At 40.7% G+C, this 12,900-nt stretch carries 8 protein-coding genes, 1 tRNA gene and 1 pseudogene; all 10 read right to left on the bottom strand.

The window, feature by feature from the left end; all coding sequences use genetic code 11:
• Positions 1-284 precede the first annotated feature (284 nt).
• Positions 285-4,496, bottom strand: coding sequence for a DNA-directed RNA polymerase subunit beta' (rpoC, locus tag ACFINF_RS05845; protein WP_375620058.1), 4,212 nt, complete (start codon positions 4,494-4,496; stop codon positions 285-287).
• A gap of 172 nt (positions 4,497-4,668) precedes the next feature.
• Positions 4,669-8,817: a DNA-directed RNA polymerase subunit beta gene (rpoB, locus tag ACFINF_RS05840; protein WP_375620057.1), complete on the bottom strand. Its 4,149-nt coding sequence runs from the start codon at positions 8,815-8,817 to the stop codon at positions 4,669-4,671.
• A gap of 291 nt (positions 8,818-9,108) precedes the next feature.
• Complete coding sequence (gene rplL, locus ACFINF_RS05835; protein WP_012755028.1) at positions 9,109-9,480, bottom strand: 50S ribosomal protein L7/L12; 372 nt, start codon at positions 9,478-9,480, stop codon at positions 9,109-9,111.
• Between the two features lie 101 nt (positions 9,481-9,581).
• A complete protein-coding gene (gene rplJ, locus ACFINF_RS05830) occupies positions 9,582-10,100 on the bottom strand; it encodes a 50S ribosomal protein L10 (RefSeq protein ID WP_012755027.1) in 519 nt (172 codons plus the stop codon).
• Positions 10,101-10,457: 357 nt separating this feature from the next.
• Complete coding sequence (rplA, locus tag ACFINF_RS05825) at positions 10,458-11,162, bottom strand: 50S ribosomal protein L1 (RefSeq protein WP_375620056.1); 705 nt, start codon at positions 11,160-11,162, stop codon at positions 10,458-10,460.
• A gap of 4 nt (positions 11,163-11,166) precedes the next feature.
• On the bottom strand, positions 11,167-11,595 hold the full coding sequence (gene rplK, locus ACFINF_RS05820; RefSeq protein WP_375620055.1) for a 50S ribosomal protein L11: 429 nt from the start codon (positions 11,593-11,595) through the stop codon (positions 11,167-11,169).
• Positions 11,596-11,744: 149 nt separating this feature from the next.
• Positions 11,745-12,275: a transcription termination/antitermination protein NusG gene (gene nusG, locus ACFINF_RS05815; RefSeq protein ID WP_375620054.1), complete on the bottom strand. Its 531-nt coding sequence runs from the start codon at positions 12,273-12,275 to the stop codon at positions 11,745-11,747.
• Between the two features lie 20 nt (positions 12,276-12,295).
• A complete protein-coding gene (secE, locus tag ACFINF_RS05810; RefSeq protein WP_273790652.1) occupies positions 12,296-12,508 on the bottom strand; it encodes a preprotein translocase subunit SecE in 213 nt (70 codons plus the stop codon).
• Between the two features lie 204 nt (positions 12,509-12,712).
• Positions 12,713-12,788, bottom strand: a tRNA-Trp gene (locus ACFINF_RS05805).
• A 47-nt stretch (positions 12,789-12,835) separates the two neighbouring features.
• Positions 12,836-12,900: pseudogene (locus ACFINF_RS05800) on the bottom strand (elongation factor Tu); the annotation flags it as partial.

Below are 12,900 nucleotides of genomic sequence, written 5' to 3'. Positions count from 1 at the left end.
TGATTTGTAGATAATCAACTCTTTTCCTTAAATATGGCTTTTGATTTTCACATATTTTGGAAAAATTCTATACTGCTTTTAGCAATTAAGAAACTTTAAAATAAAATAACAAAAGAGATAAGCATCATTACAAAACAATAAGCTACTAAAGATGTTTAAAATAACTATCGCCTTATAATTTTTGATATTTTTCAGGAAAATATGTAACTTCTGCAGTTCGAGATAAAAAGACGTCTGAACTTTCTATTCAGACGTCTTTTTTAGTATGTGATGTTGTATTTAAATTATTCAGCAACTGCCCCAGTTGTCATATTTGTCAACATAGCCTTAGCCACTTCGTTATTACTAGACTTACGCTGCTCATCTACAATCAAATCATCACGAACGGCAGCAATACGACGGATTTGAGAAATCGTACCACCCGTACCTGCTGGAATAAGACGACCGACAATAACGTTCTCTTTAAGTCCTTGCAAAGTATCAATTTTACCAGAAACTGCTGCTTCAGTAAGAACACGAGTTGTTTCCTGAAACGATGCCGCCGAAATGAAAGAAGGCGTTTGAAGAGAAGCTTTTGTAATTCCAAGAAGAATGGGATTACCAGAGGCAGGTTTCTTCCCTTCTGCAATCAAATTATCATTGATTTCATCAAGCTCAATACGATCAACATTATCACCTGGAATATAACCAGAATCTCCAGATTCAGTAATTTCAACTTTTTGCAACATTTGACGAACAATCACTTCAATGTGCTTGTCATTAATAAGAACTCCCTGCAAACGATAAACCTCCTGAATCTCATTAACAAGATAAGATGCCAAAGCTTCAACCCCCTTAATTGCCAAGATATCATGAGGTGCTGGATTACCATCAAGGATATAATCTCCCTTTTCAATTTGATCACCTTCTTGGAAGTGAAACAACTTACCTTTTGGAATCAAATATTCTACTGCCTCAAGAGTTTCATCATTTGGTTCAATAATGATACGACGTTTATTCTTATAACCACGGCCGAATCGAATCGTACCACTTACTTCAGCAATAATCGCATGATCCTTTGGACGACGCGCTTCAAAAAGCTCAGCCACACGTGGTAAACCACCCGTAATATCTTTCGTCTTGGCACTTTCCATTGGCAAACGAGCAATAACATCACCAGCCTTAACATGAGCACCAAGCTCAACAGAAAGAATAGTTTCCACTGACATCATATAACGGGCTTCACCTCCCTTATACAATTTAGCAATGGATTCACCTTCTTTATCTGCATGGATAATAATGGCTGGTTTAAGATCCGCACCACGTGGATTAGCGCGCCAATCAATCACCAAACGCTTCGTAATACCCGTAGATTCATCAGCTGTTTCAGTGACAGATAAACCATCAATCATATCTTCAAAACCCACATAGCCTTCAACTTCCGTTAAAATTGGACGTGTGTAAGGATCCCATTCTGCTATACGTTGGCCACGTTTAACCATATCACCATCATCAACAAAAATATGAGCACCATAGCTAACACGATGTACAACGCGTTCTTTTCCTAACTCATCCTTGATAAGGATAGCCATATTACGCCCCATCACAACCAAATGTCCTTCAGAGTTACGAACCACATTACGATTACGAATCTCCACCTTACCTTCATAAGATGCCTCTAAATAAGATGAATCAACAACCTGCGCAGTTCCTCCTAAGTGGAAAGTACGCATAGTAAGCTGTGTTCCCGGCTCACCAATGGATTGAGCAGCAATAACACCAACGGCTTCTCCCTGATTAACAGGTGTTCCACGCGCCAAATCACGCCCATAGCATTTTGCACAAACACCAAGACGTGTTTCACATGTTAAAGCAGAACGAATTTGAACAGATTGAATCCCAGCTTCTTCAATCTTCGCGACATCAGCTTCCTCAATCATCGCTCCACCTTCAAGGATAACCTCTCCAGAGACAGGATGTAGAATATCAACAAGCGCTGTACGACCAAGAATCCTTTGCCCAAGGGAGGCAACAATTTGTCCTGCATCAACAATTGGCTGCATAGTAAGCCCTTTTGCGGTACCACAATCAACTGCTGAAATAATAGCATCCTGTGCAACATCAACAAGACGCCGTGTTAAATAACCAGAGTTCGCCGTCTTTAACGCAGTATCAGCAAGTCCTTTACGTGCACCATGCGTGGAATTGAAGTATTCATTAACAGTTAGACCTTCTTTAAAATTTGAAATAATGGGGGTTTCAATAATTTCACCCGATGGTTTTGCCATTAATCCACGCATACCGGCCAATTGTCTCATCTGGTTAGCAGAACCACGTGCTCCAGAATGTGACATCATATAGATCGAATTCATCGGCCGTTGACGACCTGTTTTAGGATCAAAATCGACGGCTTGAATACGTTTCATCATTTCATCTGCAACGCGATCTGTACATTTACCCCAAGCATCTACAACCTTATTGTATTTTTCACCTTGTGTAATCAAACCATCATTATATTGCTGTTCGTACTCCTTAGCCAAAGCTTCTGTCTCTGCAACTAAACGCGACTTACTATCAGGAATAACCATATCATCCTTACCGAATGAAATTCCTGCACGACAAGCATAAGAAAAGCCAAGCTGCATAATACGGTCACAAAAAATAACCGTCTCTTTTTGTCCACAGTGCCGATAAACATGATCAATCATTTTGGAAATATTCTTTTTCGTCATTTCTTGATTGACAATATCAAATGAGATATCCGCATTTCTTGGCAAAAGCTCACCGATAATCAAACGACCAGGTGTCGTATCATAAAGTTTAGAAACTTCTTTTCCATCCTTCCCCATATTCTTAACGCGGCCTTTAATCTTCGTATGAAGCGTTACAACCTTATTTTCCAAGGCATAATGAAGCTCACCTATATCAGAAAAAGCCATTCCTTCACCTGGTTCTTTTTCAGAAACAATTGAAAGATAATAAAGACCAAGAACCATATCCTGTGAGGGAACAATAATTGGGGCACCGTTAGCCGGATGAAGAATATTATTGGTCGACATCATCAAAACACGGGCTTCAAGCTGTGCTTCAAGAGAAAGCGGAACGTGAACCGCCATCTGATCTCCATCAAAATCCGCATTAAAAGCAGTACACACCAGTGGATGAAGTTGAATAGCTTTGCCTTCAATTAAGATAGGTTCAAAAGCCTGAATCCCCAAACGGTGCAATGTTGGCGCACGGTTGAGTAAAACAGGGTGTTCACGAATAACCTCATCCAAGATATCCCAAACTTCTGGATGTTCTTTTTCAACAAGCTTCTTTGCCTGCTTTACCGTTGATGAATAGCCTTTTGCATCAAGCCGCGCATAAATAAAAGGCTTAAACAATTCAAGAGCCATTTTTTTGGGAAGACCACATTGATGCAATTTTAATTCAGGACCAGTCACGATAACAGAACGCCCTGAGTAATCAACACGCTTCCCAAGTAAGTTCTGACGAAAACGTCCTTGCTTGCCCTTCAACATATCTGATAAAGACTTGAGAGGACGTTTATTGGCTCCAGTAATCACACGCCCACGCCGTCCATTATCAAACAATGCATCAACAGCTTCTTGTACCATACGCTTTTCATTGCGCACGATAATTCCAGGAGCACGCAATTCAATTAACCGTTTCAAGCGGTTATTACGATTAATAACCCGCCGATAAAGATCATTCAGATCTGATGTCGCAAAACGCCCACCATCAAGCGGAACCAATGGACGCAAATCCGGTGGAATAACCGGAATTGTTTTCATAATCATCCACTCTGGCTTATTTCCAGATTCAAGAAAATTTTCAACGATTTTAAGTCGTTTAATCAATTTTTTCTGCTTTAACTCTGAAGTTGTTTCAGCTAATTCGAGACGCAAATCATTGGCGATTTTATTTAACTCCATACCAGCTAAAAGCTCGTAAATAGCTTCAGCGCCAATCATAGCTGTAAACTGATCTTCTCCAAACTCATCAATAGCAAGCATATATTCTTCTTCAGAAAGAAGCTGATGGAGCTTAAGAGATGTCAATCCTGGTTCGGTTACAATATAATTCTCAAAATAAAGAACCCGCTCAATATCCTTTAAAGTTAAATCTAAAAGTGTAGAAATACGACCTGGTAATGATTTAAGAAACCATATATGCGCAACAGGTGCCGCAAGTTCAATATGCCCCATACGCTCACGACGTACGCGCGAAAGAGTAACCTCTACACCGCATTTTTCACAAATAATGCCCTTATACTTCATGCGTTTATATTTGCCACATAGACATTCATAGTCTTTAATAGGGCCAAATATACGTGCACAAAAAAGACCATCACGCTCTGGTTTAAAAGTCCTATAATTAATAGTCTCAGGCTTCTTAATCTCACCATACGACCAGGACAAAATTTTCTCAGGACTCGCAATAGAAATGCGAATAGAGTCAAATGTCTGCGCTGGCGCTTGAGGATTGAAAAGATTCATGACCTCGTGGTTCATGCTGTTCTCCTTCAAAGATTCTTAGAACCTGTTGTAATATCTCATTTGTTTTATAACAGATCTTCTTTAAAATACATTTACTTTTAAAAATGACCTGTATAACCTTAATAAGGTTATTGAGCCTCTTAAAATAATCAGAGCGCAGCCTTTTTCTACTGCGCTCCTTGAATTATTATTCTGCTGTATCAGACAATGCCCGCTGTGCAATAAGTTCACGCGCATCATCAAGCTCCACATTAAGAGCAAGTGAGCGCATTTCTTTTACCAACACATTAAAGCTTTCGGGTATACCCGCCTCAAATGTATCATCACCACGCACAATTGCCTCATAGACTTTCGTTCGACCAGCCACATCATCTGATTTTACTGTTAGCATCTCCTGCAAAGTATATGCAGCACCATAAGCTTCAAGTGCCCAAACCTCCATTTCACCAAAACGCTGACCACCAAACTGTGCCTTGCCTCCTAATGGCTGCTGCGTAACAAGTGAATAGGGACCAATAGAACGTGCATGAATCTTATCATCAACAAGGTGATGCAATTTCAACATGTAAATATATCCCACCGTTACTGGACGATCAAAAGGCTCTCCAGTACGACCATCATAAAGCGTAACCTGCCCTGAACTATCTAAGCCTGCGTCCTCCAGCATCATGTTAATATCAGACTCATGTGCTCCATCAAAAACAGGCGTTGCAATTGAAACCCCTTTCTTCATCTGTAATGCCAATTTGTAAAGGCTTTCATTATCATACTGACGGACTGGTTCATTTTGATTATCATCAGGCATAAGATTTTCAATACGCTGACGCAACGGCAATATATCTCCAGTCTCTTGATACAATTCTAACAAATCACCAATCTTCTTGCCCATCCCCGCACATGCCCAACCAAGATGCGTCTCAAGAATTTGTCCAACATTCATACGACTAGGCACACCAAGCGGATTCAAGACGATATCAGCATGAGTCCCATCTTCAAGAAATGGCATATCTTCTACGGGAAGAATACGTGAAACAACACCCTTATTCCCGTGACGTCCTGCCATCTTATCACCTGGTTGGATTTTGCGCTTCACAGCCACAAAAACCTTCACCATTTTCATGACACCAGGAGGCATTTCATCACCTCTTTGGACCTTTTCAACTTTATCCATAAAGCGACGTTGTAATGCTTCTTTTGATTCATCATATTGCTTGCGCAAAGCTTCAATTTCATTTTGAAGCTTTTCATCCTCAACAGCAAATTGCCACCACTGGGATCGTGGATAATGCCCCATTACTGTACTATCAAGCTTTTTGCTTCCCGAAAAGCCTTTCGGACCTTCTACAGCAACTTTACCTGTCAACATATCAGTAAGGCGCGCATAAACATTGCGATCAAGAATAGACTGCTCATCATCACGGTCTTTTGCTAAACGCTCAATTTCTTCACGCTCAATTGACATCGCACGTTCATCTTTTTCCACGCCATGGCGATTAAAAACGCGAACTTCAACAACAGTACCAAAAGTTCCAGGAGGCATACGCATAGAAGTATCACGAACATCGGATGCCTTTTCCCCAAAAATTGCACGCAGAAGCTTTTCTTCCGGCGTCATGGGACTTTCACCTTTTGGGGTAATCTTTCCAACTAAAATATCACCTGGTTGAACTTCAGCACCAATATAAATAATGCCAGCTTCATCAAGATTTCTTAACGCTTCTTCCGCAACATTAGGAATGTCGCGCGTAATTTCCTCAGGCCCAAGTTTTGTATCGCGTGCTGCAACTTCAAATTCCTCAATATGAATTGAAGTAAAAACATCATCAGCAACAATGCGCTCGGATAACAAAATAGAATCTTCATAATTGTATCCATTCCAAGGCATAAAGGCTACGAGAACATTCCGCCCAAGAGCTAAATCACCAAGATCCGTGGATGGGCCATCTGCAATGATATCACCTTTCTCTACCCTATCACCGACATGTACAAGAGGACGCTGATTAATACAAGTGGACTGATTAGAACGCTGAAATTTCTGTAGGCGGTAAATATCAACGCCTGATTTTGAAGGATCTAAATCTTCTGTTGCACGGATAACAATACGGGTAGCATCGACTTGATCAACAACACCACTACGTTTTGCACTCACAGCAGCTCCTGAATCGCGCGCAACAATGGCTTCCATTCCCGTCCCAACAAATGGCGCTTCAGCACGTACAAGAGGAACTGCCTGACGCTGCATGTTCGATCCCATAAGCGCACGATTCGCATCATCATTTTCCAAAAAAGGAATAAGCGCTGCTGCAACTGAAACCAACTGTTTTGGTGAAACATCCATCAAATCAACATGATCACGCGGCGCCATTAAAACTTCACCAGCATGACGGCAAACAACAAACTCTTCTGTAAAACGACCTTCACTATCTAATGACGAATTAGCTTGAGCGACATAATGCTTTGCTTCTTCCATCGCTGAAAGATAAATAACTTCTTTTGTGACTTTTCCATCAACAATTTTTCGATATGGGCTTTCAATAAAGCCATATTTGTTAACTCGCGCAAATGTTGCTAAGGAGTTAATGAGACCAATATTGGGGCCTTCCGGTGTTTCAATCGGACAAATACGACCATAATGCGTAGGATGTACGTCACGGACTTCAAAACCCGCACGTTCACGAGTCAAACCACCTGGACCAAGAGCAGAAAGACGGCGCTTATGGGTAATCTCCGACAATGGATTAGTTTGATCCATAAACTGCGACAATTGCGAAGACCCAAAAAACTCACGAACTGCTGCTGCAGCAGGCTTTGCATTGATCAAATCCTGTGGCATAACTGTATCAATTTCAACCGATGACATACGCTCTTTTATCGCACGCTCCATACGAAGAAGACCAATGCGATATTGATTTTCCATTAACTCCCCAACGGAACGAACGCGACGGTTGCCAAGATTATCAATATCATCAATTTCGCCACGACCATCACGCAATTCAACCAACATCTTAACAACAGCGAGAATATCCTCTTGGCGTAAAATGCGAACTGTGTCTGGACAATCAAGATCCATACGCAAATTCATCTTAACACGCCCAACGGCTGAAAGATCATAACGCTCTGGATCAAAAAACAATGAATGGAACATTGCTTCTGCTGTATCGATTGTTGGGGGCTCACCTGGACGCATCACTCGGTAAATATCAAATAACGCATCCTGCCGACTTTCATTTTTATCCACCTTTAAAGTATTGCGGATATAAGCGCCAATATTCATGTGATCAATATCAAGGATATTGATTTGATCAGCACTAACATCAAGCAAAACCTTTAATACTTTTTCGTCAATTTCATCACCAGCTTCAAGGTAAATTTCACCTGTTTCGTAATTGACGATATCTTCGGCTAGATAACAACCTAATAAATCATCTTCACTAACTTTAACCGCTTTAAGTCCTTTTTCTGCCAAAGACTTCGCAGTACGAACTGTTAATTTTTTACCAGCCTCCGCGACAACTTCACCACTATCTGCATCTATAAGGTCAGAAATGAGCTTCATTCCTTTAAAGCGATCAACAGAATAAGGAACTCGCCATCCTTCTCCATCACGCTCATAAGTCACTTTATCATAAAACGTCGATAAAATATCTGACGCATCCATACCCAGTGCCATCAAAAGACTAGTAACAGGAATCTTGCGCCGTCGATCAATACGCGCATAAATGATGTCCTTAGCATCAAACTCAATATCAAGCCAAGAACCACGATATGGAATAACACGAGCAGCAAAAAGAAGCTTTCCTGATGAATGGGACTTTCCTTTATCATGGTCAAAAAAGACACCAGGAGAACGATGCATCTGCGAAACAATAACACGTTCCGTACCATTAACAATAAAGGTACCATTCGTCGTCATTAAAGGCATATCGCCCATATAAACGCCTTGCTCTTTAATGTCTTTGATATCTTTGGAGCCAGTATCCTCATCAACATCAAAAACAATCAAACGTAATATGACCTTTAATGGGGCAGCATAAGTTAAATCACGTTGACGGCACTCCTCAACATCAAATTTTGGTAAATCAAATTCATAACCAACAAACTCAAGCATAGCTGTACCGGAAAAATCTGAAATAGGAAAAACCGATTTAAAAACAGCTTGCAAACCTTCATCTGGTCGTCCACCTTTCGGTTCCTCAACCATGAGAAACTGATCGTATGACGCTTTTTGAACCTCAATAAGATTCGGCATTTCTGCTACTTCAGGAATCTTACCAAAAAATTTGCGTACGCGCTTACGACCATTGAATTGAGACATCATTGCGTGAGTCTGAGCCATCGTCGCTCCTTGATCTTTACTCTTCAAGGTAGACCAACCTTGAAAGCCTTATATCATTAACCTGCATATGCAGACCAGTTCACTTGATACTCAATAATGAGCATCTTTAACTTTCCCCATCAACATAAGCCATTTATCTTTTTGACTCTATGATGAAGGGACGGGTAGTGCCAACCTATCCCGTTACTGTTACGAAACCGTTGGGAAAAGGTTTTTTTACTCATTATTTTTTCTCTTTGTATTAAGAGAAAGAAAATCGGCGAACATAAATGCCCGCCGATAAAATTAAATTTACTTAAGTTCCACTTTAGCACCAGCAGCTTCAAGTTGAGATTTAATTTTTTCTGCTTCTTCTTTAGAAGCACCCTCTTTAATAGGCTTAGGTGCCCCTTCAACCAGATCTTTAGCTTCTTTAAGACCAAGTCCAGTAAGAGCACGAACTTCCTTAATAACATTAATTTTTTGCGCGCCACCTTCAACAAGAATAACATCAAATTCTGTTTTTTCTTCAGCAGCTGGAGCAGCAGCACCAGCAACAGCAGCGACAGCTACAGGAGCAGCAGCCGAAACTCCCCACTTCTCTTCAAGTAACTTAGAAAGCTCAGCGGCTTCCAAAAGGGTTAGATTAGAAAGGTCTTCTACGATCTTCTCTAGATCAGCCATTTTTAAATTCCTTCAATTAAAAGATTTGAACCATTATTAAATCTTATCCAAAAAAACAGAAAAGCATTAAAGCCCTTCCATAAACGTGAATACAAACAGCCTTAAGCCGCCTTATCCTCCTGAGCATATGCTCCAATGACACGTGCAACCTGACCAGCAGGAGCATTAACAACCTGTGCAATACGGGTCGCAGGGGTAGAAATCATACCCACAAGTTTTGCACGCAACTCGTTTAATGAAGGCAATGAAGCCAATGACTTCACAGCATCTACAGTTAAACTTGTTGCACCCATTGAACCGCCAAGGATGACAAATTTGTCATTGCTTTTCGCAAAATCAACAGCAACTTTCGGTGCTGTGATTGGATCTTCTGAATAAGCAATAAGTGTTTGTCCAGTAAACAAACCCACTATCGATTCAGATTCCGTGCCCTGAAGAGCGATTTTAGCAAGACGGTTTTTGGCGACTTTAACGGCACCGCCAGCTTCACCCATTTTCGAACGTAGATCATTCATCTGTGAAACTGTCAGACCGGAATAATGTGCAACAACAACAGAACCAGACTTCCGAAAAGCCTCGTTAAGCCATGTAACAAATTCGCGTTTTTCCGCTCTATTCACTGTCTCTCTCCATTTAACAGATTTACTTAAAACAAACCTGTTGGTTACCTTTGATAACATAAAATACTTCATGTCACCGATGAGGATCCTGTCCCCTTTTTCACGCACAGCGTTCAAAGGCAACCTTGGCTCAAACCCTTTAAGTCTTTTAACTCTCAGTTTTTACCCCAGTCTCATGCAGGTTTTTTTGATTAAGATACTTAAAAGCATCACCTACAATCTCGGACAGGATATTCCGGAATTTCTTCCGGTATAACCTAAGCCCTATAAAGCTTAGATAGCTAAATGCTGATCAAAACCAGCATTTTAAATACAATTTTGATATTCACACACCTCAAAATAAAATTATAAATCAGCTTATATTAGCTCTGAACGAACTGTTGCTGGATCAACTTTAATACCAATCCCCATAGTCGAAGAAACAGTAACGCGCTTAATATATTCACCTTTTGCACCTTGCGGTTTGGCTTTAATAACTGCACTTGCAAAGGCCTTTATATTTTCTACGATTTTTTCAACACCAAAAGAAGCCTTACCAATACCAGCATGCACAATACCAGCTTTTTCCACACGAAACTCAACAGCACCACCTTTAGAAGCTTTGACAGCACCGGCAACATCAAGTGTTACAGTACCAACTTTCGGATTCGGCATCAAACTCCGCGGACCAAGAATCTTACCAAGACGACCAACAAGAGGCATCATGTCTGGTGTTGCAATACAACGATCGAAGTCTATAGTCCCTCCATTAATGCTTTCAAACAAATCTTCGGCCCCCACAATATCAGCTCCTGCCGCCTTAGCTTCCTCAGCCTTATCCCCACGAGCAAAAACGGCAACACGAATATTTCTCCCTGTTCCATTAGGCAAATGAGCAACTCCTCGAACCATTTGATCAGCATGACGAGGATCAACACCCAAGTTCATTGAAATTTCAATTGTTTCATCAAACTTAGCAACTGCACGCTCCTTAACCATTGAAACGGCATCTTTTAAAGCGTAAAGTTCATTAAAATTAATATCTTTTCGGATATTTCTTATTCTTTTTGCTACTTTTGCCATAATATTAGCCCACCACTTCCAAGCCCATCGAGCGAGCAGAACCTTCAACCATACGCATTGCTGCCTCAATGTCATTCGCATTAAGATCTTTCATCTTTGATTCCGCAATCGAACGAATTTTATCGCGAGAAATGCTTCCTATAGACACTTTACCAGGCTCTTTTGAACCAGATTTGAGGTTTGCTTCCTTCTTTAAAAAGAATGATACAGGAGGCGTCTTGAGAGAGAATGTGAAAGACTTATCTTGGTAATACGTAATAACAACTGGAATCGGTGCTCCCTTTTCCATTTCTTGTGTAGCTGCATTAAACGCCTTACAAAATTCCATGATATTAATACCGCGTTGCCCAAGAGCTGGACCAATCGGTGGAGATGGAGTAGCAGCCCCTGCAGGAACCTGCAACTTAAGCTGACCTATACTTTTTTTTGCCATAACAATCTGCCTTTAATCTCACTGGTATACTGACAATTTATCTTGCCCGCTACCCGCTGCAGTTACGTGGTTCGGATCATTAAGCCGACAAAAGCCATAAATCACCTCCCACTCCTTCCTTAAAGTAATTAAAACTACTCTAAGTTTAATCAGAGTTTTTCAACCTGACCAAATTCCAAATCAACAGGCGTAGGACGCCCAAAAATAAGCACTTCAACCTTAAGACGAGAGCGCTCTTCTTCAACCTCTTGAACAATACCATTAAACGAAACAAAAGGACCATCAGCAACGCGAACCTGCTCTCCAACCTCAAACAATACAGAAGACTTTGGAGACTCAACCCTTTCTTGAACTTGTTTGAGAATTTGTTCAACCTCTCGATCAGAAATGGGAACAGGACGCGCATCCGATCCTAAAAAACCTGTCACTTTAGGTGTATTCTTAATAAGATGATAAACTTCATCTGTTAACTCAGCATGAACAAGAACATAACCAGGAAAAAATTTTCGCTCAGCATCAACTTTGCGTCCACGACGAACCTCTACAACACGCTCTGTTGGAACAAAAATCTTTTCAAAAAGATGATCAAGTCCTTTTTGCTTTGCTTCCTTATCAATAGCCTCCGCTACTTTCTTTTCAAAATTTGAATATGCCTGAACAATATACCAACGAGCTGCCACAGTCACACTTCCTTACATTCTCAACTAAAAAGATATTTCAGAAGATCAATAACCCGCCAAACACCAAAATGCATAACCTGATCCACAATAAAAAAGAAAGCTGAAGCCAACGCAGTTACCAACAAAACCATAATAGTAGAAATAACCGTCTCACGACGTGTAGGCCATTTCACTTTAATTGTCTCTGCATAAACCTGCTTCAAAAAGGTAATCGGATTGGTTTTAGATGCCATCGTCACACTATACTCTCTCTAGCCCTATCGTGTTTTATACAATAAAATAAACAGAAAAAAATGCAAAAGCCAACTTTCAGACTTATGCAATTTCCTTATTTCCTATTCAATACCGTTTCATACACAAAAAAACAAGCCCTATATCAAAAAAAGCGAAAAAGGCAGCAAAATCTACTCCCTTATATGTAAAATTCTATTCCCCTTTGGCAGGGGCAGCAGGACTTGAACCCGCGACCTGCGGTTTTGGAGACCGCCGCTCTACCAACTGAGCTATACCCCTAACTCTCAAAACTAAAACACTTTTAACACCCCTTAAACAAGCATTATTTATTCGATGATCTTAGAGACGATACCGGCACCAACAGTACGACCACCTTCACGAATAGCAAAAC

Origin of the sequence: Bartonella sp. TS25HLJMH, assembly GCF_042193505.1 — a bacterium.
GTDB lineage: Bacteria > Pseudomonadota > Alphaproteobacteria > Rhizobiales > Rhizobiaceae > Bartonella > Bartonella grahamii.
This window is presented reverse-complemented; position numbering and strand designations above follow the sequence as displayed.

Coding starts and splice junctions, on each gene's coding strand:
- rplK (WP_375620055.1), bottom strand. CDS start 11,595: ATGGCAAAAAAAAGTATAGGTCAGCTTAAGTTGCAGGTTCCTGCAGGG.
- rpoC (WP_375620058.1), bottom strand. CDS start 4,496: ATGAACCACGAGGTCATGAATCTTTTCAATCCTCAAGCGCCAGCGCAG.
- rplA (WP_375620056.1), bottom strand. CDS start 11,162: ATGGCAAAAGTAGCAAAAAGAATAAGAAATATCCGAAAAGATATTAAT.
- rpoB (WP_375620057.1), bottom strand. CDS start 8,817: ATGGCTCAGACTCACGCAATGATGTCTCAATTCAATGGTCGTAAGCGC.
- rplL (WP_012755028.1), bottom strand. CDS start 9,480: ATGGCTGATCTAGAGAAGATCGTAGAAGACCTTTCTAATCTAACCCTT.
- secE (WP_273790652.1), bottom strand. CDS start 12,508: ATGGCATCTAAAACCAATCCGATTACCTTTTTGAAGCAGGTTTATGCA.